Origin of the sequence: Sporosarcina contaminans (genome assembly GCF_042679045.1) — a bacterium.
GTDB lineage: Bacteria > Bacillota > Bacilli > Bacillales_A > Planococcaceae > Sporosarcina > Sporosarcina contaminans.
In genome coordinates this window covers 38,580-61,931 of the sequence record NZ_JBHTLT010000043.1, presented here as the reverse complement: position 1 = coordinate 61,931, position 23,352 = coordinate 38,580, and the positions used below count along the sequence as shown (strand labels likewise).

General features: G+C 35.0%; 21 protein-coding genes and 1 pseudogene. 12 read left to right on the top strand and 10 right to left on the bottom strand.

Annotated elements, in window-relative coordinates; all coding sequences use genetic code 11:
• The first annotated feature begins 116 nt into the window (after positions 1–116).
• The 3 genes from ACFQ38_RS09365 to ACFQ38_RS09355 all read left to right on the top strand — a co-directional run bounded on the left by ACFQ38_RS09365 (position 117) and on the right by ACFQ38_RS09355 (position 8,254).
• Entirely contained in the window at positions 117–3,269 is a 3,153-nt protein-coding gene (locus ACFQ38_RS09365) for a type I restriction endonuclease subunit R (RefSeq protein WP_381480491.1), read from the top strand.
• Between the two features lie 111 nt (positions 3,270–3,380).
• Positions 3,381–6,518 (top strand): serine/threonine-protein kinase, encoded by a 3,138-nt coding sequence (locus ACFQ38_RS09360; protein ID WP_381480490.1) that lies wholly within the window; start codon positions 3,381–3,383, stop codon positions 6,516–6,518.
• Entirely contained in the window at positions 6,515–8,254 is a 1,740-nt protein-coding gene (locus ACFQ38_RS09355) for a hypothetical protein (protein WP_381480489.1), read from the top strand. Before ACFQ38_RS09360 ends, ACFQ38_RS09355 begins: the two co-directional genes overlap by 4 nt.
• Before the next feature lie 203 nt (positions 8,255–8,457).
• On the opposite strand, the gene ACFQ38_RS09350 is transcribed toward ACFQ38_RS09355, so the two are convergent.
• The 4 genes and pseudogenes from ACFQ38_RS09350 to ACFQ38_RS09335 all read right to left on the bottom strand — a co-directional run bounded on the left by ACFQ38_RS09350 (position 8,458) and on the right by ACFQ38_RS09335 (position 10,681).
• On the bottom strand, positions 8,458–8,679 hold the full coding sequence (locus ACFQ38_RS09350; protein ID WP_381480488.1) for a hypothetical protein: 222 nt from the start codon (positions 8,677–8,679) through the stop codon (positions 8,458–8,460).
• Between the two features lie 234 nt (positions 8,680–8,913).
• Entirely contained in the window at positions 8,914–9,147 is a 234-nt protein-coding gene (locus tag ACFQ38_RS09345; RefSeq protein WP_381480487.1) for a hypothetical protein, read from the bottom strand.
• Positions 9,144–9,470 (bottom strand): annotated as a pseudogene (locus ACFQ38_RS09340) (YbjQ family protein). The gene ACFQ38_RS09345 and the pseudogene ACFQ38_RS09340 overlap by 4 nt, the downstream one beginning before the upstream one ends.
• Before the next feature lie 539 nt (positions 9,471–10,009).
• The gene (locus ACFQ38_RS09335) at positions 10,010–10,681 is read right to left on the bottom strand and encodes a class I SAM-dependent methyltransferase (protein WP_381480485.1); all 672 of its coding nucleotides are present in this window, start codon (positions 10,679–10,681) and stop codon (positions 10,010–10,012) included.
• A gap of 526 nt (positions 10,682–11,207) precedes the next feature.
• On the opposite strand from ACFQ38_RS09335, the gene ACFQ38_RS09330 reads away from it, so the two are divergent.
• The 3 genes from ACFQ38_RS09330 (at position 11,208) to ACFQ38_RS09320 (ending at position 13,903) form a co-directional block, all read left to right on the top strand.
• Positions 11,208–12,128: an alpha/beta fold hydrolase gene (locus ACFQ38_RS09330; RefSeq protein ID WP_381480501.1), complete on the top strand. Its 921-nt coding sequence runs from the start codon at positions 11,208–11,210 to the stop codon at positions 12,126–12,128.
• Between the two features lie 13 nt (positions 12,129–12,141).
• On the top strand, positions 12,142–12,912 hold the full coding sequence (locus tag ACFQ38_RS09325) for a MerR family transcriptional regulator (RefSeq protein ID WP_381480483.1): 771 nt from the start codon (positions 12,142–12,144) through the stop codon (positions 12,910–12,912).
• A 247-nt stretch (positions 12,913–13,159) separates the two neighbouring features.
• On the top strand, positions 13,160–13,903 hold the full coding sequence (locus ACFQ38_RS09320; protein ID WP_381480482.1) for a class I SAM-dependent methyltransferase: 744 nt from the start codon (positions 13,160–13,162) through the stop codon (positions 13,901–13,903).
• A gap of 479 nt (positions 13,904–14,382) precedes the next feature.
• Here ACFQ38_RS09320 and ACFQ38_RS09315 read toward each other — a convergent pair whose 3' ends face one another.
• Both ACFQ38_RS09315 and ACFQ38_RS09310 read right to left on the bottom strand, forming a co-directional pair.
• Positions 14,383–14,847: a phage tail protein gene (locus ACFQ38_RS09315; RefSeq protein WP_336824027.1), complete on the bottom strand. Its 465-nt coding sequence runs from the start codon at positions 14,845–14,847 to the stop codon at positions 14,383–14,385.
• A 17-nt stretch (positions 14,848–14,864) separates the two neighbouring features.
• Complete coding sequence (locus tag ACFQ38_RS09310) at positions 14,865–15,344, bottom strand: GyrI-like domain-containing protein (protein ID WP_381480481.1); 480 nt, start codon at positions 15,342–15,344, stop codon at positions 14,865–14,867.
• Between the two features lie 108 nt (positions 15,345–15,452).
• On the opposite strand from ACFQ38_RS09310, the gene ACFQ38_RS09305 reads away from it, so the two are divergent.
• The 3 genes from ACFQ38_RS09305 (at position 15,453) to ACFQ38_RS09295 (ending at position 18,807) form a co-directional block, all read left to right on the top strand.
• On the top strand, positions 15,453–16,439 hold the full coding sequence (locus ACFQ38_RS09305; protein ID WP_381480480.1) for a helix-turn-helix transcriptional regulator: 987 nt from the start codon (positions 15,453–15,455) through the stop codon (positions 16,437–16,439).
• A gap of 62 nt (positions 16,440–16,501) precedes the next feature.
• Positions 16,502–17,212, top strand: a complete 711-nt coding sequence (locus tag ACFQ38_RS09300; protein ID WP_381480500.1) for an NAD-dependent protein deacylase — start codon at positions 16,502–16,504, stop codon at positions 17,210–17,212.
• 656 nt (positions 17,213–17,868) lie between these two features.
• Complete coding sequence (locus ACFQ38_RS09295; RefSeq protein WP_336824035.1) at positions 17,869–18,807, top strand: urea transporter; 939 nt, start codon at positions 17,869–17,871, stop codon at positions 18,805–18,807.
• A 115-nt stretch (positions 18,808–18,922) separates the two neighbouring features.
• On the opposite strand, the gene ACFQ38_RS09290 is transcribed toward ACFQ38_RS09295, so the two are convergent.
• Positions 18,923–19,681, bottom strand: coding sequence for an SDR family oxidoreductase (locus ACFQ38_RS09290; RefSeq protein WP_381480479.1), 759 nt, complete (start codon positions 19,679–19,681; stop codon positions 18,923–18,925).
• Positions 19,682–19,823: 142 nt separating this feature from the next.
• Here ACFQ38_RS09290 and ACFQ38_RS09285 point away from each other — a divergent pair, with 142 nt between their 5' ends.
• Complete coding sequence (locus tag ACFQ38_RS09285) at positions 19,824–20,393, top strand: TetR/AcrR family transcriptional regulator (RefSeq protein WP_381480478.1); 570 nt, start codon at positions 19,824–19,826, stop codon at positions 20,391–20,393.
• Between the two features lie 19 nt (positions 20,394–20,412).
• Positions 20,413–20,661, top strand: a complete 249-nt coding sequence (locus ACFQ38_RS09280; RefSeq protein ID WP_381480477.1) for a hypothetical protein — start codon at positions 20,413–20,415, stop codon at positions 20,659–20,661.
• A 63-nt stretch (positions 20,662–20,724) separates the two neighbouring features.
• Here ACFQ38_RS09280 and ACFQ38_RS09275 read toward each other — a convergent pair whose 3' ends face one another.
• Both ACFQ38_RS09275 and ACFQ38_RS09270 read right to left on the bottom strand, forming a co-directional pair.
• Positions 20,725–21,306, bottom strand: a complete 582-nt coding sequence (locus tag ACFQ38_RS09275; protein ID WP_336824021.1) for a hypothetical protein — start codon at positions 21,304–21,306, stop codon at positions 20,725–20,727.
• Positions 21,307–21,437: 131 nt separating this feature from the next.
• A complete protein-coding gene (locus ACFQ38_RS09270) occupies positions 21,438–21,560 on the bottom strand; it encodes a hypothetical protein (RefSeq protein WP_336824020.1) in 123 nt (40 codons plus the stop codon).
• A gap of 138 nt (positions 21,561–21,698) precedes the next feature.
• On the opposite strand from ACFQ38_RS09270, the gene ACFQ38_RS09265 reads away from it, so the two are divergent.
• Positions 21,699–21,974 (top strand): hypothetical protein, encoded by a 276-nt coding sequence (locus ACFQ38_RS09265; protein WP_381480476.1) that lies wholly within the window; start codon positions 21,699–21,701, stop codon positions 21,972–21,974.
• A 44-nt stretch (positions 21,975–22,018) separates the two neighbouring features.
• Here ACFQ38_RS09265 and ACFQ38_RS09260 read toward each other — a convergent pair whose 3' ends face one another.
• Positions 22,019–23,062 (bottom strand): AI-2E family transporter, encoded by a 1,044-nt coding sequence (locus tag ACFQ38_RS09260; RefSeq protein WP_381480475.1) that lies wholly within the window; start codon positions 23,060–23,062, stop codon positions 22,019–22,021.
• Positions 23,063–23,352 lie beyond the last annotated feature (290 nt).

Genomic DNA, 23,352 nt, shown 5'->3' with positions numbered 1-23,352 from the left:
CGTAAGGCATCCATTTCCTATAGGAGTCCAATAGACGGCCTCCAGCTGTCCGGATCAACTGGAAATTCTATCGGAAAGAGCTCTTACTACTAATATACGAGGAGGGGAACTATGAAATGAAATTCACAGAAGAAACTTTAGAGCAAGCTGTAATAGAGCTTTTTGAAGCTGAAAATTATCAATACCAGAATGGGTCCCAAATCCATAAAGGAATAAATGATGTAGTTCTACGTGATGATTTAAAAGCATTCTTGCTTAATCGGTACTCTAATGATGATATAACACTTAATGAGATTGATAGTATCATTCGAGAAATGGAAGTGTTACCTGCATCTAATTTGTATGAAAGTAATAAAGCCATTATCAAAATGGTCTCTGATGGCTTTGTTTTAAAGCGTGAGGACCGTAGCAAAAAGGATCTATTTATTCAATTAATAGACTTCGATCTTGATAATATTGACAATAATCTATTTAGAATTGTAAACCAACTAGAAATTCAAGGTTATGAAAAGCGTATTCCTGATGCGATTGTTTATGTGAATGGCCTACCTTTAGTAGTAATAGAGTTCAAGAGTGCAGTAAAAGAAAACACTACAATAAAAGACGCATATACACAGTTGACAGTTCGTTACCGTAGAGACATTCCTGAGCTTTTTAAGTATAATGCATTCTGTGTAATTAGTGACGGAGTAAATAATAAGGTTGGTTCGTTATTTGCTCCATATGACTTCTTTTATGCATGGAGAAAGATTGAAGGTAATGAACTTTTTGAAAAAGATGGAATTGATTCACTTTATACAATGGTAAAGGGCCTGTTTAATCAAAAACGATTTCTTGAAGTAGTACGTCATTTCATTTATTTTCCTGATACAAGCACCAAAGAGGAAAAAATTGTACCTCGTTATCCGCAATATTATGCGGCAACCAAATTACTAAAGAATATTAAAAGAAACATGAGACCACAAGGCTCAGGTAAAGGTGGTACGTATTTTGGAGCGACAGGTTCTGGTAAAAGTTATACCATGCTTTATCTTACTAGATTATCAATGAGAGATAAAGACTTACAAAGCCCTACGATTGTCTTGATATCAGATCGAACCGATTTAGATGATCAACTTTCGGCCCAATTTACAAATGCTAAGAACTTTATTGGCGATGATCAGGTAATCAGTGTAGAGAGTCGGGGAGATCTAAAATCTTACTTGGAAAATCGAAAAAGTGGTGGTGTATTTCTAACTACTATTCAAAAGTTTAACGAAGATATTGATCTGTTAACTGAACGGAGCAATGTTATTTGTATTTCGGATGAAGCGCATCGTTCACAAACCAATCTCGATCAAAAAGTAAAAATTACCAAAGATGGTGTTGAGAAAAAATATGGTTTTGCCAAACATTTACATGATTCTTTACCTAATGCAACTTATGTAGGTTTTACCGGCACGCCAGTTGATGCAACTATAGATGTTTTTGGCGAAATTATAGATGCATACACAATGATTGAAGCTGTTCACGATGAAATCACTGTTCGGATTGTTTATGAGGGAAGAGCTGCTAAAGTAAATCTTAACGAATCGAAACTACAAGAGATTGAAGAGTATTATAAAGTCGCTGAAACTGCTGGAGCTAATGAGTATCAGATAGATGAAAGCAAAAGAGCTGTAACTAGAATGGAAGTTATCATTGGTGATCCTAAACGGTTAAAATTAGTGGCAGAGGACTTTGTAGAACATTATGAAAAAAGAATTGAAGAAGGCGCAACGGTTAAAGGTAAAGCAATGTTTGTTGCAGCTAATCGACATATTGCCTATGATTTATATAAAGAAATTATTGCGCTACGTCCAGAATGGGCGGAGGTTAAAGTCTGTGATGAAGGTGTAGAACTTACTGAACGAGAAAGAAAAGAAATTAAACCGATGGAAAAAATTAAAATGGTCATGACGCGTAATAAAGACGATAGTAAAGAACTATATGACCTATTAGGTACGAAAGAGTATCGTAAAGAGTTAGATAGACAATTCAAAAATGAAAAATCAAACTTTAAAATAGCCATTGTTGTCGATATGTGGTTAACAGGATTTGATGTACCTTCATTAGATACCATTTATATTGATAAGCCTATCCAACAGCATACCTTAATTCAGACTATTTCACGAGTAAATCGAGTATATGAAGGTAAAGAAACTGGCTTAGTTGTAGATTACTTTGGTATAAAGAGTAATTTGAATATAGCAATGAAAAAATATGGGGTAGTAGAGGGTGACAATTTTGACGGTATTGAAAAAGCTGTTGTCATTGTAAAAGATCAGCTAGATTTATTAGCAAAAATCTTTTATAAGTTTGACAATACAGCATACTTTCAGGGAACTCCATTGCAACAGTTAGAGTGCTTGAATCAGGCTGCAGAGTTTGTCCAACAAACGGAACAATTGGAAAAACGATTCATGGCTATTACCAAGAAAATGCGATCTGCTTATAACTTATGTGTATCTAGTGAGGAAATAAGCCAGTTAGAAAAAGACCACATTCACTATTACCTAGCTATAAGGTCTATCATTCATAAACTAACTAAAGATGATGCTCCTGATACTGCCCAAATGAATGAAAAGGTAAGGCAGATGATGCAAGAGGCATTAATAAGTGAAGGTATGGAAGAAGTATTTAAGCTAGATAAAAACGACCCGAAAAATAATGCGGATTTATTTAGTGATGAATACCTAGCCAAAATTAATAAAATCAAACTGCCAAACACTAAGATTAAACTCCTACAAAAGCTATTGGCAAAAGCAATAGAGGAATTTAAGAAGACTAATAGAATTCAAGGTGTCGACTTTTCCAAACGATTTAAACAATTGGTCGATCATTATAACGAGAGAAAAGACTTCCAAGCTTTACAAAGTGATGTGTTGGATGACGTTGCAGAGCAATTTGCTGATTTGTTTTCAGAACTAGTTAAAGAGCGGGATTCGTTCAAGGACTTAGGAATTGATTATGAGGAAAAGGCCTTTTACGATATTCTCAAGGCAATCTCTGAGAAATATGAATTTGAATATCCGCATGACAAACTTATTAAACTATCACAGGAAGTAAAGGTGATAGTTGAGGATAAAGCTAAATATACTGACTGGTCAAGTCGTGATGACATTAAGGCAGAGTTAAAAGTCGATCTAATTCTAACGCTCGCTGAAAACGGTTACCCCCCTGTTCCGAAAGATGAGATTTTTAAAGAAATATTTGAGCAGGCAGAGAACTTTAAGAAGTATAGGGTGTAACAAAATTTCCACAAAGTTAGAAGAGATGCAAATGCGTCTCTTCTAAGAATGTTACTATTTGCCAGCATAGATGTCTAAAAAAAACAAAAAATTATATGGAGTAGGATGCTAATGTATTTAATGAATAAGTATGCTCTTGAGGAAAAGATGATATCTACTTATCAAAGCACTCTTTATAAAGGTTATATCATCAAAGAAAAAACCCCCATTGTTGTGAAAGTTTTAAATCAAAAGTATAGTGGTTTGGAGTTTAATGATATACAGGAGATATTTAACAGAGACTCAAGGGCCCTTTCAATGATAAACCACTCAAACATTATCGAGTACAAGGATTCCGGAATTGATGAAGACAACTTTTATATAGTGATGGAATATTTTGATGGAGAAAACCTTGAGGAATTTGTGAAACATAATAAATTATCAAGAATGCAACAATTAAAGATTATGATACAAGTTTTAGATGGTGTGCAAGCAGCTCATGATAAACGAATTATACATAGAGACATTAAACCGTCTAATATATTGGTAGATTCAAAAATGAATGTAAAGGTAATTGACTTTGGAGTAAGTAAAATATTAGATATGTATTTATTTAGGACAGGTCATACTTTAAAGGATTTTATTACTAAAAGATACTCGTCACCAGAACATTTGCTAGGGCAGCATATTGACTTTAGGAGCGATATATTTTCTCTTGGAGCTACTTTTTATTATTTGTTAACCGGAATAGAGCCGCATGAAGATAAAGGACAACTCCTCAAGTCTATTGATGGTCTACCTGTGTCTGAAAATATAAAGGGTATCTTGCATAAATCTTTAAGTATCGACAGGGAAGATAGATATAAGAGTTTAATTTCCTTTATTGAAGATTTAAAAACAGAAATTGAATTAAATGCCGTAGAGGGAAATATTAAACTATTTATTCCACAAATAATTAATAGAGATTTACAAGATTTAGGGAAGATAACTAGTACTAATTTTAATGCGGTTAAAGATTTTATAGAACAAAGTTTAATTGAAACAAGTTTGCATAAAACTGAAAAAAATTACTATTTAGTAGGAGATGGGATTAAATATCAACTACTGCCCGATAGGAAAAATGGATATTTCAAAGTAATTAAGGTCTTTTCAATAGATAAGTATCATGAAAACGAATTAGAAAAGTTAAAAGGAATCCAGATAAAACTGAATTTAGATATTATCCAAGTTAGACCTAATGGTATAGATCCTTCCGAACTGATTAATTTACTAAACGAAATTGATGCAAGTTTCGAATCATTCAAGCAAAAAATAGCAAAATCAGAACAAAAGAATAAATTAATTGCTAATTGGGAAGAAGTCATAAAAATACTAAAAACAGTAAATTTTAATAGAGAACGTATAGGTAATTATGAAAGTTTTGAATATGAAGCTTCAAGTAATTTCTTAATAATTAAAATGGACTCTAATTATGATTCTTCTATGTTGCAAGATGGAGACTATATTCGTTTACAGAAAGGTTCAAATAAGTTTGTAACTGTCGGTCCCTTAAAAAGTATAAAAGAAGATAAGTTAAAAGTAGCTTTACTTTCGGATGTTGATATACAAAATTTAAGTAAACGCGGCGAGGTAAGAGTTGATATATCAATGAGTAACAAAATGCTAAAAAGATATAGTAATGCTCTATATTCATTGAGAAATAATGAATCAGTAAACAGAGATCTAATGGATATACTTATTAATCCTGAACAGATAACAATGAAGGAACTCCAACTAGATTTAGACTTTGTAAATAAAAATATAGATGAAGTTAACAAAGAAGCAGTTGAAAAAGCCTTGAAGACTAACGATATGTTTTTAATTCAAGGTCCACCCGGAACCGGTAAATCAACAGTAATAACAGAGTTAATTAATCAAATATTTTTAATGGATTCTAAATCAACTGTTTTAATAACGTCTCCTTCTCATGTAGCTGTTGATCATTTGTTGAAAAATGTACTTAAAAATCAATCTGATAAAAAGATAGTTCGTATAGGAACTAGTGAAAAGATTTCAAAGGATGCTAAAAATCTATTAGCCACTGAACAAATTAAAGTATGGGCTGAAGAAGTAAAGTCAAATTCAATAAGAAATACAATTGAATATATAGAAGAGTTATATGGTAAAGATAAAGAACTCCAAAAGTATATGGATTATACTTTAAATAATAATAATAATAGATCTGATGAAGTAGATAATAGGTTATTTGACAAAAATGCTGTTGAGATAATTAACATTATTAGAGATTGGACAAATAGGTTGGATTTACTAGATGAATTTGATGATATCTTTGCTAGGGAAGCATCAATTGTAGCGGCAACTTGCGTAGGTGTTTCATCTCGCCATACTTTAAGAAATTTAACATATGATTGGGTAATTATAGATGAGGCTGCGCGAGCGACTGCTCCAGAACTTATTTTGCCAATGTTACTAGGCAAAAAAATTGTTTTAGTTGGTGATCATAGGCAATTACCGCCAATAGTTAATCTAGTTCAAGATAGAGGGCTAGAGCCAAAAATCAATACAAAAAAATTAGAAAAGAGTTTATTTGAAGATATATTTGAACTCTGCGCGCCAGAAGGCAAAAAAACATTAACTTCACAGTTTCGAATGCATCCTGTGATTTCAAAACTAGTAAATACAAGCTTTTATCCTACTTATAAAATAAACACAAAAGTAAAAGCTGAAAAAAGAAAACATAACTTAGGTTTTAATGAAGTTGTATTATGGATTGACACATCAACATTATCTGATAATTTAGAGGAAAAGTTTAATGATTCTTTTAGAAATAATTTAGAAGTTATTATAATTAAGAATGAACTTGATAAAATTAACAAGATATATGCTGAAAAAGGTATAAAGGCTAGTGTGGCAGTTATTTCCGGATATAACGCTCAGAAACAGTTATTAATAAATAAATTAGAGCCAAATGACCAAAAATGGACTAATGTTGAAATTCAAATTGATAATATTGATGCATTTCAAGGTTCTGAAAGTGATATAGTTTTTTATAGTCTAGTTCGTTCAAATGAAAATAATAACTTAGGCTTTTTAAAAGATCAAAGAAGAATCAATGTGGCTTTATCGAGAGGAAAAAATTGTCTGTTCATTGTTGGAAATAAAGAATGTGTTCTAAACAGTGAAGATAAATATAAAGAAGGAATCGGAAAAGTAGTTCAGTTTATTAATCGACACCCAAGTACGTGTATTATTAAGGGGGGAGAAGTATGAAGTTAGTGTTTGATGCAGTAAAATCTGACTTTCCAGATTATAAGATAATTAACATTACAGAAGTAGGTTTCCCTATTTTCCAAAAGGAAGTTATCTGTTTAGCTACTCTATATAAAGGTTTACCTGTATTAATGGATTTTTCCCTAAAGTTACTTAATCAAGGATTGGACATTAGTCAGATATCAAAAATGTTATCTATTGATGAAGAGCTAATAAAGAATTCAGTTTATGATTTAGAACTTAATAATATGTATGATATTAAGACTAAACAGTTAACAGATGATGGTAGAAAATATATTAGTGATAATAAATACGAATTATTACAAAGAATTGTTTTGCCGATAACAGTTGATGGATTCACAGGATATATAAAAAAATCTAGAAATTATATTACCAATAAAAATGCCAAGTTTACTAATTTAAATACATTAGAGCCGATTCTTGATAAAAAGGATAATAGTACCATTCATGGACAAACTATCAAAAGAATTCTAAAAGAGTATATTAATGAAAGTAACGCTGAATATGAAGGACAGTTAGTTGAAATAGTTTCAGTAAATCAAAAACAAACGGAATACAAGAAAATGTACATTGTGGTAATAGAAGATTCAGATAAAGAAAGTAGACTAGTTGTTTATGATAGAAATACTAGGGTAAATTATATAGATTCTGAGTTAATTAAGGCAGATGAAATTGGAATAAGCTTCTATACTGATAACTCAACTGATACATTTATTGATATGGTTAAAGATTCTACAGAGTTTGAAACAAGTGAAGAAGCACGTAATGAAGAAGTATATGATATTTTTAACTATGATTACTTTTACAGGGATTACAATAGAATATTTTTTGAGATACCAATGATTGAGGCCTACGATATTAATGATGAATGGATAAGTGAATTAGAAAGGTATTTAAAAAGAAAGCGTAATGTAAAAATCACCTTTACTGGTCATTATTATCCAACAACTAACATAAAAAATAAAGTATATAAAATTATAGAGTTAAGTAAAAAGTATGGTAGCTTGGAGTTAAAACATCAGGTTGATTATAAACATGGAAAAGTAATTTTAAATGAAAAAAGAGGATTCATTGATATACTTGCTAAGTATAAATTAAACTTAAAAAACAATAGATCCTGTGTTACTCACAATATCTTTAGGATTAATAAAGTAGAATCAGTAAATGCTGATTCGAAAAGTAACTTTGAGGTTATCCAACCGATTAATAATTTAGATGAATTAAAGGAATTAGTTAAAAGGATTATTGCAGCAGCTAAGAGTCTTGATGCGGAAATGGAAGACTTTTATGGAATGGGATGGCTTGATAATGGCCAATTCTTTAATGAATATAACTTAGATAATATTAAGTTGGCAAAAAGTGAAAAGGTCTTTAGTAATTTTACAAAAGACTTTAATTCATCAATGGTTGAGGTAATCGATGAGTTGGGAAAAAATATGGGAATTAAGAAGTACTTTTATGAAGATTTTAAAATGAATTATCCTAAATTACATTATGCACTAGATAGATTAAGAGTATACCGTAATTCTATGCAACATAACAAATTGAACTCCCTAAATTTAGAAAAATACTTGGAGTATATAAATCGTGATCTAAATGGAACATTTCCAGAATTTTATTCAAACGGTTATTTAATATTACAAACAATTATTTTAAAAGAAATATATAATTCTATTATTGAAACGTCTAAGGAATTAAATATGGCCTATCAATAAGATATAAATTTTCTAGTTATGAAATTATTGCGGTTTTCCATCCGCAATTCCACTCGTCCCACGGGCTTCCTATGATGTAAAAAAACCTAGCCCTAATTGTGCAGCCATAAGTACGTACACTTCTTTTAACGAAATTCCTACTGTACTTAGGCATTTAAGAAGCACCCTAAATAGGTGCTTCTTAATATGCACACAATAACCTATTATTTTAAATAATAGTGAGTTCCATTTCGTTCAATGTGATTTGTTCCTTCAAAAGTGATAGAATCTCTATCGGCGTGTGATTCCCAATCTACCTGAAAAGCCACTGGCTCTCCAAGACCATTAATTTGATAAACAATATAATAAATCTGTTCTCCATTTGGACCTAATGTTTGTCCGGGATTTTGCCCTTGCATTCTTCTGTCAAAATAAACATTACTCATAAGGGTGTTCCTCCTCTCATTAAATTATTGTTTTTCTTATAGAAAAAATTGTTTCTATTATTAATATAGCAGCAAGACATAAATATTTTCAGATTTTCAGAATTAAATAAATTTAGAGTATTAGGGATTAATGTTTCCAGTACTTTTTTTGCCTCTTAAATCACCACGGTGAACCGTACCATAAGTAAAGGCAGATAAAATTGAAAAGGAACCTATTTAAAAACAGGCTCTTTTTCAATTTTTATCTTCCTCTTTATAAAAACGTTCGCCAGATTCTGGATTGAAGTAAACAACTAATCTTTTATTCGTAATTGGATCAATTGAAATCTCATTTGTCCGGATGAATCCTTTTGGTACTTGCCTGCCGTGTTTTGTTTTGAAACGATGATCCCAAATGAACCATGATCCGATGATTAAAACAATGAGAATAAGGAATTGGATACTGTAAATTCCTATAATCCATGTCATTTATTTATCTCTTCTATAATAACTGCTGTTCCATAAGCTACAATTTCACTTATGTTTTGACCGATTTCACCTGAGTCAAAACGCATCATAATAATAGCATTGGCACCCATTGCTGTAGCATTTTGCACCATACGATCCATTGCTTATTTTCTAGCATCTTCAAGCATTTCCGTATACTGATTGATTTCTCCACCGACTAACCCCTTAAGAGAAGCAACTATATCTTTGCCAATCCCTCTTGCTCTTACGGTTAAACCAAATACTGGATCTAACACTTCTGTAACTTGGTGATTAGCAATATTCTCAGTTGTTACGATCATCATATGAATCCGCTCCTTAATTATTATTTATAGTATAATAAACTCTTCCGAGAATGAGGGTATTTACCATTGTATTTTTAGGCTAAAACTACATTATGGAAAGCCTCATCATTACTAAACGAGGTTCTTACCTAACATTCTTATGCAACTTTAATATACAAAATTACGTACAGGAAAGGGAAATAAAACATGGATTTTTGGAATACAATACTGTTTTCTGTGATTTCACTAGTTTTTTTCATTATTGGTTTATTAATGTGGCGTAGACCGGATTTATCGGGTGGAGAATTCAAATTAATAAAATTTCCAACATTTTATTCTATCAAATACATTAGATCATCAAACGCTTATCTTTTAAAGCATGTTGGGTATATTGTATTGGATTTATGATTATAGGGTTAATGTCAGTGGCTTTTACAATCGCATACATAATCCAACCAGAGGTATTACAAATTTTATAGGTTTAATTAGAATTAATTAGAACCACATAAAACGTTGATATATCAAGAAGAGAATGGAAATAGCAAATGAGAAATCCCAACTTATTTGGTACATGAATAAATTCGATAGCCCAATATCTCTTTATACCTCGTCATCATGTCAGAATGTTTATCCATAATTTCATAAAGCTCAGCTTCTAACTCATTTGCGTCAGGGATATCAGGTACTGACTCAATGGATGTATTTTCTTCTATGCGAATACGATCAAAACCCGCCTGTTGTAATAATGCCACCCAATCTTTTTCCGTAGAGAGGGAGTCAAATCCATAAAATTGTTTAATTTCGTTTTCCTCATTTTCCTTAAGTCGCCCGTTAATCGTTTGTTCAATAGCAATGAAGCGACCGCCACTTTTCAATAAACGAAAGATTTCTTTAAGGGCCATTGGCTTATTTACAAAAGCAAGAACAGATTCCGAAGCAATAAAATCAAAATGATTATCTGGTAAAGGGATTTCCTCAACTAAGCATTGCATTATTGTTACCGGTAATTGATTTTTTTTCATTCTCATTTTAGCCTTTGCAACCATTGTTGGATTGATATCGATGCCAGTTACTTTTGCTCCATATCTGTAAGCTATATAAGCAGCAGTTTGGCCAGTGCCGCACCCAACATCTAAAATGTGAGAATTTCTGTTTATGTCCTCCCTCTTGAATATTTCCTTTGTTAGATTAATACCACCAGGATGTGCACCCTCAATACCGAGTTTAGACAATAAATCTAGATACTTGGAGTTCTGAATTATGTCCACCTTCTTTATTTTTTTGAAAGATAAGAAGTATAGATGTCACTGCTTGAGAGCGGTTATTCGGGCATGAATGTTTTCTTGTTGTATAATATGAATTTAAAAAAGTCTGGTTCGCGCAAGCAAAATAAGAACTATCTATAAACCTCATTTAGTACTAAGACGGTAAATTGTAAAAGGTTTTGATATTAAGGTCTACCTAATGGGGTGGGCTTTTTTGGTTTGCATGTTTTTCATTAGATAATTGAACTATACCTCATTCGTTTTACTAGATTCTTCGATGTTATAAAAAAATGGTTTAGTTCACCTCTTTCATTGTAATACTTCATTAGCTTTTATCTCACCTTTAAAAACTACGTACTTGCGTATTACGTTACGTAATAGTTTATGCTAAAGGCAAATATTTTATGGAGTTGAGACTATGAAAAAGAAATTGATAAAATCCGTAACTATTTTAGTGGGAATACTGTTTGTTGTGCTGCTTGCAGTTGGATTATTGTTTCGGGATGATGATAAATTGGGAGGTTTTACTGACGAAGAAGGGAAAAGAGAGTTTATTGAGGCATACCATTCAGCTATGGAAGATTTGCCTAAATCAACGGAAGAGTTTTTGGTAGAGACCGAATTCGGCGAGGTGAAGGTTTATAAATTTTTGGAAGAAGGAACAGAATCAAAAACACCATTATTGCTGTTACCAGGAAAGTCAGCTTCTACACCAATGTGGGAACCAAATTTGAAAGATCTTATGAAAGATCGGCCTGTATACACAATCGATCTATTAGGAGAACCCGGATTAAGTGTTCAAACCAAAAGTATAGTAACCGCTACCGATCAAGCTGTTTGGTTAAACGACGTAATTGAACAATTGCCAGAAGAAACGATTCATTTATTGGGTTTATCCTTTGGTGGGTGGAGTGCAGTATATGTCACATTATTCAAATCAGAAAAAATTGCATCTTTGACATTGATTGACCCAGTCTACGTTTTTGGACCCATCCCTTTAAAAATGATCATAGCCTCCATTCCGGCTTCTATACCAGCTGTGCCAAAATCAATTCGGGAGAAAATGTTAAGTTATATCGCTGGTGGTGCAGAAACGGATGAAAGTGAACCTATCGGAAAGTTAATTGAAACAGGTATGAGAACCTATAAAAGTAAACTTCCTTTGCCGAAAAAAATAACAGAAGAACAGTTGCAAGAATTAACTATGCCCGTCTTAGGGATTTTAGCTGAAGACTCGACAATGCATCATTCAGAAGAATCGATGGATGTTGGCATAGAAAACTTGAAAAATCCATTAAGTCATATGGTCATGTATCCAAATGCCTCTCATGCAATAAATGGTGAATATCCAGAAAAACTAGCAAAAAATATAGTAGAATTTTTACAGGAAGTAGATCTAAATATGAAGCAATAAAGGAGCTTAGGGTGTGAAAAAGGAACGATATTATGTAAGTGATCTTTCCAACATATCAGGATTAACAGTGCGTACCATTCAATACTATGATAATGAAGGGGTATTAAAACCTGCAGGTCGGGATGAAAACAATCGGCGTTATTATACTGATAAGGAATTGAGTATATTAGAACAAATTACTTTTTATCGTAATTTAGGTTTCACTCTTAAACAATTAAAAGAAGAAATCAATTGTAATGACAATAAAGAATCATTATTAGATATACTATCCAAACAAGAAAACTACTTATATTCACAATTGGAAGAGACTCAGGGAAAAATCGATGCCGTAGCCACTTCAAAACGGTTAATTGAAGAGGGATATTCCCCTCCCTGGGAGTTATTATCGAAAATCATGAGGAACATCAATAAAGTGGATATTTCCATTTGGGGTGACTATCCCTTTTCAGAGACCCAGTTAACGATATTTGAAGATGTATTTGATTCTCAACAACATGTTTTCAACTTTTATAATGCATTTCGAAAAATATCCATAAAGGCAGTCTCGTATAAAGGAGCTGGGGTACCAGTAAATTCAAATCTTGCAATTGAGTTAGCAGAAGAGTGGATTAATATGGTTGAAAAAGTGACAAAAGGCAATTCAGAGATTACAAACTCTTTTCTCCAAGTAGATAAGCATCGGGAAAGATGGAATAAGGGTGAAAAAGATTTAATTGAAGAAGCAGAACCTTATTTAGAAGACATTCTTAAATCGTATTATGAGGGTAGAATTGACGAACTATAGTGCGGTCAACGGTAGCAAACAAACTTAATAAACTAATTAGTAAAAGCATTAGACCTTGCTTCGATACATACGGTGAAAAGCGATTTCTGCCTTTTCATGTATTGTTTTCGTAAATGGTTATTAAAGAAGACATGCCTCTATCTACATCCTAACAAAAACTATATTATAAGTCTATTATTAATTTTGTATAAATGTAATAATTAGTTTGCGCAAATACTTCATAACGTTATGGGAAATGAAGGAGACAATGAAACAGAATATCTACGATAACAATACGTTTTTTGAAAAATATAAAGAACTAAGAGCGCGAAAAAATAATTATAACAATTTACTGGAGCAGCCAAACTTTTTCACCCTAATTCCTACTGTCAAAAATAAAGTAATTTTAGATATTGGCTGTGGAATGGGAGATTTTGCAGCCTATTGTATTAGTCAAGGTGCAAAACATGTAACTGGGATTGATATTTCTTCGAACATGATTGCAAATGCGAAAAAGCGTCATAATTATGAGGGGCTAACCTTTGAGCAGGCTGCATTTGAGGATTTAACAATCCTGGACGGGACAATTGATTTTGTTAGTAGTTCCTTAGCTTTCCACTATATTGCGGATTTTCAGTTACTTGTTAAGAAGATAAGTATGGCATTATGTGAAGAAGGAATTTTATTATTTTCTTTAGAGCACCCGATTGTAACAGCAAATAAGGGAAATGAAAGTTGGATCACAAATGAAGAAGGTAACCTACTTCATTTTGCAGTCGATAATTATCAAAATGAAGGACTGCGTACTCAAAATTGGATAGTTGATAATGTTATAATGTATCACCGTACAATGTCTACTATCCTAAATACGCTTATTGAAAATGGTTTACAAATTGAAAAAGTTATTGAGCCAATACCGACTAAAGAAGCAGTCAGTAATTTACCAAGTCTTCATAAAGAAATTCGTCGACCTTCATTCTTAATTATAAGAGCAAAAAAGGTTAAAAATTGAAGTGACCATAGAAAAAATGCACATTTTTTTAGGTTTTTAGTTATGAGATAGATGTTTGCCCAGCTTGGCTTGAAAACGCTTGCCACGCGGAAGTCTAAGTGCGCGACTTCCGCAGTGCCTTAATTTCCGCAAAGAGCGCGTAAATACGGCAAATTGAACTCTTCGCAGTTCGATTGACTGCATGACCTGCATCGTGCAGGCCCGCGTGAAGTCGAGCGAAGACCCGAATCGAACGTAAGGTTCATGAGGGGACGGGCGAAGGAAAGGCAACCTAAACCCGCTGCATCCTGCAGCAACGGTTGCATGACCAGCGTCCTGCTGGCCCCAACGTAGTATGCGAGCGTCTGTCAACAAGCTGAAGCACCCCCAATTAGTGGAAGGTGCTGTTTTTTTGATTGTATAGATTGAAAGCAAAAAAGATGACTCTAATGAAGTTCAAGAGCCACCCTATGGAATTAACAAATCCGTTTCCTCAAGCGTTAATATTCTCCTTTAATGACGAAAAACGAGCCTCGAATTGTTCCGGCGAGTTTGGATTTCTGCCTAGCGAATTTGAATTTCCCTTCTAATTCCTTTGGAACATCCATCCCTTCGGAAAGTTTAAAACCAACAGCCCGCTTCTTAGGGTTATCGACGGTATACATTACGTTAACCTCAAGGCCATCCTCATAAAAGATGAAAGCCCATTGGATATTTTCCACTTGGAAACGGGATGTTTCCAAAGGTTTTGCTGTAAATTGAAGATCGCGTTCTTCTTTCAAAATCCGGTTCACATAATCGATGGTCGCATCGCTTTCGCTAGCTTGAACGACTGTAAATTCATGCTTATATTTGTTCATGAAATATCGGGCTTCATTGGCACGCAAACCAGCAAGTGCCTCTGCAACAGGTGAAGATTCTAAACCCGCTGTTGACACATTTTTAAAATCAACAATATAAGGCATTTCCTTCACTCCTGTTCCTATTTTCTAACGACAGGAATCCACATTTCACCGAATAAAAGACCGTTTCTTTGTCCCATTTCAACTGTTGTATTCGGACCGCCGACATAGGCAACATTCTTTTCTGCAGGCAATACTTGGCCAAAGGCGATGCCGGTAAGCGTATTGCTTAACTCTTGAGATGTCTTTCCTTCACCTTTTACAACTACATATTCCCCTTTAGGAAACTGGATCAATCTGGTTGCTTCAGGAATCGATTCTTCTGTTTGGACACCAGCATAATGCATCATCTTGTTGTTCACTGCTTCGTTTACGGTAAAAATGTAGTCATTTGTCGCAATCGCTTTTAAAGCGTCAAGCGTACCATCTTCACTAATCGTCTGCCAAAAGTCTGCCTTTTCTTGATTAATACCTGCGTAATCTGTGTAATCGCTTTTTAGCTCGACTCCAATGCCTAATACAGTAAAGCTGTCTTTTTCTTCAATTGTATATTCCGCCATGTGTAACACTCCTTCTTTTATGATGTTCAAATGATTTGCCATTTCATTTGATGAGTTTATAATAACGTGTAACTATGTCAAAAAATGATACTGTTTAGGAGGCTTCCCATGAAAAAGGTTGAACGGATTAATATTATGATGCGGTATATGAACAACCGTGCCCACTTTACAATTTCTGAGCTTATGCGGGAATTTACGATTTCTCGTTCAACTGCTATTCGAGATATTCGAGAAATCGAAGCGATGGGAATGCCTCTTGTTGCTGAAGTAGGACGGGATGGGGGCTATTTTGTCATGAGCAACTCGGTTCTGCCTGCTGTCCGATTTACCGATAGTGAGGTTAAAGCGCTTTTTATTGCCTTTATGGCTACAAGAAATAAACAACTCCCTTATTTAAAAAGCCGTCAGTCTTTAGCTGAAAAATTATTAGGACTTATTTCAGAAAACCAACAAGATGACCTTGTTCTGCTAAATCAAATTTTGCTTTTTGAAGGAACCAATCCGAATAATCCCGACTTGCTTGAACTGTCAGATCTTCCGCATCCGATGTTAGAAAAACTAATCCAACTCCTTCTTTCGGACAGCTATTTATTATTAACGATTCGGGAAGATGAAGTGATTAAATCATATCCAATTTACCTTTTGCACCTTTATCATGAAAAAGGTCTCTGGCTAATCGAAGGCTTTGATGTAAAGGATCAAAAAAGAAGGATTGTCTTAGTGGACAATCTCATCGATGTTCAATCATACACAGTGAAAAAGAAGTTAAGTAGGAAAAAGATATTAGAAAACCTTCGCAAGCAAGAAGAAATGAAGAATCTTATCGTCCAACTTGGTCCAAAGGCAATTGCCCAGTTCAAAAAATACCATCCTTTACAGATTTCAATTTCCTATACGAATCCTTACCAAACGACTGCCATTATAGAGGCTATTATCAATATTCATAGCCCCGAAGAAATGGACGAAATAATCAATTGGTTGCTTTTCTTAGGGAGTGATATTGAAGTTAGAAAGATACCGGTAGAAGTCTTGGGAAAACTGCAAGACAGGTTGCACATATTCTGCCCAGATATACGTTCACTCAAAACACAATAAAAGGACATACGATGAAAAAATTCATGCTAAACTTAACTATACAGAAAGGGGCACTGATAACGTTGTTGCTTGAGAAATTGAAGGAATCGAATTATACCGTTGTTTTGACAGGGGCTGGCATGTCAACCGAGAGCGGGCTTCCGGATTTCCGTTCTTCGGGAGGTCTTTGGGCAAAAGAAGATCCAAGCGCGATTGCCAGCACGGACGCGCTGAACCGGAACGTTGAAAAGTTTTTTGAGTTCTATCGGCACCGTGTCATTGGGCTGCAAAGCTGTAAGCCTCATGGAGGTCATGAAATTTTAGCCAAATGGGAAAGGGAAGGTTTAATTCAAAGTATTATTACGCAAAACGTAGACGGGTTCCATCAAGAAGCGGGAAGCAAGAACGTCGTTGAGCTTCATGGGACACTCCAAAAAGTCCATTGCCAGTCGTGTGGGAAAGAATATAACAATGATAAATACGTCAATGAACAATATCAATGTGAGTGCGGCGGCAAGCTTCGACCTTCTGTTGTGCTTTTTGGGGAAATGTTGCCGGAAGAAGCCCTATTAAAGGCTGCGGAAGAAAGTGAAAAGGCTGATCTGTTCATCGTATTCGGTTCATCATTAACGGTAACTCCTGCCAACCAGTTTCCATTGATAGCAAAGCAAAATGGCGCTCATCTCACAATTGTAAATATGGAGCCAACGGAATTGGATTTGTATGCGGATGAAACAGTACATGGCCGAAAAATCGGGGAAATACTTAAGGAATTGCATGTTAGTTTGAGGTAATGTTGAAAATCATTGAATCCAAAACACTTAACAATGAATATCACACTCAATCAAGATTGAAAAGAATCTTCGACCAGAAAGATAATGTTACGGCGGTTATTGGATTGAAATCCTTACATAGCAGCAAAGCTAACTGTAAATTGTTAAGGCTTTTCGTTTTGCTGATGATTGGATGTAAGGAAGAGCGTAGTCCAATCGAGTGAGTTCTTAGTTCCGTTGATGGGAAAAGTAGAACTTGAATATGGGGAATAAGGCAAGCGCAAACTCGTTCCTGCTTAGGGGCGGGTATTTTTATTGTCAATAACTTGGAGTGAATATTTCGAAAAAATGATTTAAAAAACTTAATTGTCATTGATTGGGGCGTTTTTCTGTGAAAATAAAAATTGTTTATGCGCTATTCCGAAGTAGTTATATGTTTTATAGGCAGTTATATGTTTTTTGAACGGATTATGCGTCCTAAACGGTCTTATGCGCTAAATTGATAGGTTTATATGTTGCTGTATGATTTATTTGTTGAAGGGAAGTTTTTATGCATTTTGGAAGTGGAAGCTCATGAATGATTTGTTTTTATTTCTTTTTAGTTCAGTCGGAAAGAATACCAAAAATCAAAGGAGGGTATGTTGAACGTATCGAGGGAATGAGGGAGAGGATTGAAAGTGAGAAGTGGAGTTACGGAAGGGAATGGGAAGGTTGTTCCTTTTCTTGTCGCAACGATGAAAGGCATCTCTCAAGTAGTTCTCATTGAAAATTGGGTGACGGGTTTGTTCATATTGGCAGCCATTACGATTACCTCTTTTCAGTTAGGCTTGATCGCGTTTCTTTCGGTGGCAATCGGGACACTTGTCGGACGAGTGGGCGGCGGTGATCCTGTAAGTGTGTCACAAGGTTTGTACGGTTATAATCCGATGCTGACAGGGATGGCGGTTCATTTATTCTTAGAAGGACCTGCAAGCTGGGGGATTGCATTATTTGGGGCATTGATTACAGCTGCCTTTACTGCATCGGTGCTCACACTTTTAGAGCCTACCGGCATGCCGACTTTAACATTTCCGTACATTGTGACGACATGGCTCATAATGTTATCCTCTTATCGTCTCGAATCACTTAAACTGACCGATGGTTTAGTACCACAAGATTTATCGCATTGGAAGTTGAAAATCGAAGGGAATATTGATTGGCTGAGCGCTTTCATTGACGGAGCTGGTCAAATATTTTTTCTACAAGGTATTATCGCTGGATTGTTAATTTTTATAGGAATATTCTTTGCGGGGTTAAAATTTGGGATGTACGCACTTGTCGGAAACTTTGTAGCTATGGTTACCGCCTATATCCTCGGTGCAGAACATTCTCTAATAGACGCAGGGCTTTACGGTTATAATGCCATTTTAACAGCGTTAGCAGTTGGGGTCGTATTTCGGGGAGGAGAGAGCTGGATGGCGCCTCTCACTGCAACGATCGGCTCAATTTTAACGGTGTTGCTAATCGCAAGCGTTGATACAATTCTATTGCCGTATGGATTGCCAGCATTGACGATGCCGTTTGCTTTAAGCACATCAATTTTTATCGGTGCAAGGAAAATCATGCAATATACTTGAGGCTACAGAAATCTAAAGCAAGGCGCAATTTCGTTTAGTAAATACCGAAGTTGTGCCTTGTCTTTACAACTCATTCCTGTCAGTTATAGGAGACAATATGCTTCAACTATAAATGTTAATAAGCTGTCCAGCCTCCATCAATTGCAATTACTTGTCCATTTACGAAGCTTGATTCATCAGAGCCTAAGAAGATCGCTAATTGTGCAATTTCCTCAGGTTGTCCAGCGCGAGGGTTAATGGCCATACCTAATGCTTGGCGGCTTGCGCCCATTTCGCTTATATTCGTCATGGAAGAGCTGATGTTCGTGATGACCGCTCCTGGTGCGATACCGTTGCAACGGATGTTTTTGTCAGCATACATGAATGCCGTGTTTTTCGTTAATCCGACGACTGCATGCTTAGATGCTGTGTAAGCAGCTCCAGCGCGTGCACCGTACAATCCACCTGCAGAGATGTTGTTGACGATTGTGCCATGTCCTTGTTGGAGGAAAAGGTTCACTGCGATGCGCATTGATTTCATGACGGCAGTTGTGTTGACAGCGAATACTTTTTCCCAACGTTCATCTGAAACTTCACCGACAGGCTCCATGCCGTCCATAATGCCAGCATTATTCACAAGGATGTCCAATTTTCCAAAAGCCCCTTTTGTTTCGTCAAATAAACGCTGTACATCCTCTTCAGAAGCAACATTTGTTTGAAGCGCAATCGCTTCAGCACCAGCAGCTTTTAATGTATCTGCTACTGCTTGTGCACCGTCCAAGTTAATGTCTGAAACAACGACTTTTGCGCCTTCCTTCGCATAACCTTCTGCAATTGCTTTCCCCATGCCAGATGCCGCGCCAGTAACGATTGCAACTTTTCCTTCAAGTCTCATTTCCAATCAGCCTCCTTAATTATAATAAACAATTGTTCAATAAAAATTATAGTAGTAGTATAGAGTTGTTGCAATAATCAAAAACACGGTATTTGTTCATTAATAGACAAAAACAAAAATACTGTTCAGTAAGAGGTGATAAATGATGCGTACGGATTTGCGCATAGTGAAAACGAAAGAGGCATTGCATAATGCGTTATTAGACATATTGGATGAAAAGAGCTTAGATGCAATTTCTATAACGGAAATATGTAGGCGGGCAAAAGTGAATAGAGGCACTTTTTATTTGCACTATACGAAGGTGGAAGATCTATTTGAAGAGTATTTTAAGGAAATTACTGCAGATTTAGCACGTTCTTATCAAGAACCTTACCGCCATGTATCAGTTTTGAAAACGAGTGAGTTAAATCCGGATACAATTCGTATTTTCCATCACATTGAAAAGTATAAACATTTTTATCGGATTGTTTTTTCAAAGAAAGTGCCGTTAATGTACTATTATTTATTATTTGAGGAAATTAAACGTCTATTGTTTCAAGATGAGGAAGCTTTTGTCAAGGAAGGAATCAATCATGAGCTTTTTTGTGATTATCAAGCCAATGCCATTATTGGAATTATTATAGGATGGTATCAAAAAGATTTTTCTTACAGTGCAGACTATTTAAATCGCCAGCTTGTGCAATTTGTCAATATACGGGTTGATCATGATTAAGAAACAAGGTAGTGTAAAGATGGCAGATGTAATAAAAGTGATTATGTCACCAAACCGAAAGTTTAAAGTAGAAATTATTAAAAGACCGGATCAGCTTTTTACGGTAATGGTTTATAGATGGATTGAGTGGGAGGATGACTACTCTTATAAGTATTGGAGCCCCATGAAACAAGGCTTGTCATTAATTGATCCGGAAGGAAATGCGATAAAAATTGCCATAGAGCGATTAATGGAACTATCGGGTGAAGAAATAGAGATAGATGATTGAGCGATTGTACATATTCAAAAAAGCCGTGCTCATCTGCGCACGGCTTTTTTTGAATATGAGTTACTATTTCTCTTCTTCGCGTTCTTCTTCGATTTTCTTTATTTCCATCATATGTTCCCGATATTCTTCCTCGACTTCAGAAGTGGAAGGGATGAATGGCTCGGTATTGTAATCAATGCGTTTGCCATATCGGATCATCTCATAGATGATCATTCCGTTATTCGGTTTACCGTTAATGGTCATCATCGGCACGATGTCAAATAAAACATAATAAAAGGCATAGAAAATAAAACGATCCCAAAATGTCTTATACTCCTCCATCCAGCCATTCGCAAGCAAGAAATTGATCAATAGAGCAATGGAAAGATTCATTAAAATAGGTCCAGCATAAATGCATATATAAGCGAAATTGCTTTTCCGCTTGATTGCATCATACGAAAACCAACTATACATATGATAATATTTTCGAATATCTATCATGCCAAATTTAATGATCCGCGGTCCAGAACCAATTGTGATTCTTGGTTTTACAACACCGAAAAGATAGCTTACGATCAAATAACCCATCTCCCGCAAGAATACGACGACAGGCAAAATGATGAATGCAGATATTATGAGAGATATAAGGTCAGCTACTCCAAACATGGCGACACAACCCATTGAGAGGTACTTTATATCTTTGTATAAATACCCGGAGCATAGTCTTCTAAACAAAATTACTACTACTTCACTTTAAAAAAATATAAAACACCAGCCCCTTCACATGGCTGGTGTTTTTAGCTCACTTCATTTTTAAGTTCTTTGTATACCGCATAGGCTTTTTTTTCAGCGCTTTTTTTATCTTTATCAAAAATCGTGATCAATTTATTTCCGATAATGAAGTTCCATTGTTTTGTCATGTTGTTCACCTTCCTTCACCTCCCTTTTTGCATACCACTTATGAACTGTTTATAAACATTCCTAACCAATCATGCATATTTACAGGACTTTTTACGATACTAGAATTGCTTTAAAAATGATTGGCTGGAGGGAAAAACATGGCAAAGGATTCAAAACCAAGCTGGAAGAAAGAGCATCCTAATACTTTTTTGGGCAACTCGGTCCAAAAGGCAACTCGTTCCGTGAAACAAGCGATGTCACATCCTGAAGAGATGGCAGTAGAGCATGCATTCAATTCGATATCACGTGCAGAAAATGCTCTTTCAAATGCCGAACAGCACAATGAGCATATGGATACCGTAGAGCAAAACAAGGAGCAGTTAAACAGAATGAAGCAGCAGTTGAAGGCCGTTCAGGAGAAAGTTGAAGAGTAATTTGTATACACTTATAGCTTTCAATAAAAAAGACAAGTTGGATGTTATCCGTCCAACTTGTCTTTTGAAGTTGCTATTGTTTGTTGAGGTTCTTTATCGGTCACGTCTAATATGTCGAGCAAGAACACGAAGACAGGAATTCCGATGATCAGTCCCCAGACACCAAAGAAGTTTTGCGAAAAGATGAGTACGACAAATGTGTAAAAGACGGGGAGATCCGTTTTAGATGACATTAGCTTAGGATTTAATATGTACGCTTCAATCGCATGGATGACCGTAATTGCGATGAGCAAATAGACGACTGTCAAATAGCCTCCAATTGTAAAACCGATAATCGAAAGAGGAATCAGTGAAATGATCACTCCTGCAACAGGGATCAGTCCACAGAAGAAAATCATAATGCTCAATCCGATAATTTGCGGGTAGCCGAGAATCATTAACACAATGACCGACAAAAATGTATTTACTAAGGCAATGATGAACTGTGCCTCGATTACTTTACCAAACGTACGGGAAAACTTTTTTCCAAAAAACTCAATTTCATAATAGAACGGAGCAATCTTACTGTTTTTAAATTTACTCGTAAATTCAATGAGTCGCGGTTTCTCTAAAAGGAAAAACAAGCTTAAGATTAACGCGATGAATACTTGAATACTAATTTTGCTAATATCTGAAAATGACTTTAATAAAAATGAAACACCGTTATCGACATAAGCTTTAATTTGATCGCCAGATATGAAAGAGTCAATAACGCCAAGCAACGGATTTTCTTGTGGGTGAGTAAAGAAATTCTTTATTTGCTTAACTAACTGGCTAATTTCAAAGGAGATAAGGGGTAAATATTTTACAACTACGATTGCCAAGACACCTACTATGAATGTATAAATCATCATAACAATCAATTTGCGATTCAATCGAATGCCCTTAGCTGTAAACTCGACAAGTCGATTTAATAAAAATGAAAAAATAAAAGTAAGCAAGATTAAATTCATCATGCTTCTTACACTAAATAGCAATATAATGATTAACGCAAAAATGATAACGCGTTTTACTTCTTTCCTCCGAAGTAGCTCTATGATCACATCCATGTAAACAAATACTCCTCATATCCAAATTTTTGTATGTATTGGTTGAAATCAAGCATTCTTTCTACCTGTTTATTGCCATTCCGGTGGATGCTTCCGCAGGGAAGGCTAAGAACACAAACGTTTAACCCTTTTACGTTTCCATTCTTCTTATCAAACGAAGATTACAAACTTGAATTCCTTATCTATCGTACTTCATTTTGCACCTATAAGTGAATAGCTATACAAAAAATATTCAATTATGCATAAGTATTTGCATATATCTTACAGCTGTGTATGTAGGCAATACAATT

What these genes read in the sequence shown, in the direction of transcription:
- ACFQ38_RS09315 (WP_336824027.1), bottom strand. Translation starts at nt 14,847, where the DNA reads ATGCCTTATATTGTTGATTTTAAAAATGTGTCAACAGCGGGTTTAGAA.
- ACFQ38_RS09320 (WP_381480482.1), top strand. Translation starts at nt 13,160, where the DNA reads ATGAAACAGAATATCTACGATAACAATACGTTTTTTGAAAAATATAAA.
- ACFQ38_RS09355 (WP_381480489.1), top strand. Translation starts at nt 6,515, where the DNA reads ATGAAGTTAGTGTTTGATGCAGTAAAATCTGACTTTCCAGATTATAAG.
- ACFQ38_RS09360 (WP_381480490.1), top strand. Translation starts at nt 3,381, where the DNA reads ATGTATTTAATGAATAAGTATGCTCTTGAGGAAAAGATGATATCTACT.
- ACFQ38_RS09365 (WP_381480491.1), top strand. Translation starts at nt 117, where the DNA reads ATGAAATTCACAGAAGAAACTTTAGAGCAAGCTGTAATAGAGCTTTTT.
- ACFQ38_RS09345 (WP_381480487.1), bottom strand. Translation starts at nt 9,147, where the DNA reads ATGACATGGATTATAGGAATTTACAGTATCCAATTCCTTATTCTCATT.
- ACFQ38_RS09280 (WP_381480477.1), top strand. Translation starts at nt 20,413, where the DNA reads ATGGCAGATGTAATAAAAGTGATTATGTCACCAAACCGAAAGTTTAAA.
- ACFQ38_RS09275 (WP_336824021.1), bottom strand. Translation starts at nt 21,306, where the DNA reads ATGTTTGGAGTAGCTGACCTTATATCTCTCATAATATCTGCATTCATC.
- ACFQ38_RS09305 (WP_381480480.1), top strand. Translation starts at nt 15,453, where the DNA reads ATGAAAAAGGTTGAACGGATTAATATTATGATGCGGTATATGAACAAC.
- ACFQ38_RS09265 (WP_381480476.1), top strand. Translation starts at nt 21,699, where the DNA reads ATGGCAAAGGATTCAAAACCAAGCTGGAAGAAAGAGCATCCTAATACT.
- ACFQ38_RS09285 (WP_381480478.1), top strand. Translation starts at nt 19,824, where the DNA reads ATGATGCGTACGGATTTGCGCATAGTGAAAACGAAAGAGGCATTGCAT.
- ACFQ38_RS09350 (WP_381480488.1), bottom strand. Translation starts at nt 8,679, where the DNA reads ATGAGTAATGTTTATTTTGACAGAAGAATGCAAGGGCAAAATCCCGGA.
- ACFQ38_RS09290 (WP_381480479.1), bottom strand. Translation starts at nt 19,681, where the DNA reads ATGAGACTTGAAGGAAAAGTTGCAATCGTTACTGGCGCGGCATCTGGC.
- ACFQ38_RS09310 (WP_381480481.1), bottom strand. Translation starts at nt 15,344, where the DNA reads ATGGCGGAATATACAATTGAAGAAAAAGACAGCTTTACTGTATTAGGC.
- ACFQ38_RS09260 (WP_381480475.1), bottom strand. Translation starts at nt 23,062, where the DNA reads ATGGATGTGATCATAGAGCTACTTCGGAGGAAAGAAGTAAAACGCGTT.
- ACFQ38_RS09270 (WP_336824020.1), bottom strand. Translation starts at nt 21,560, where the DNA reads ATGACAAAACAATGGAACTTCATTATCGGAAATAAATTGATCACGATT.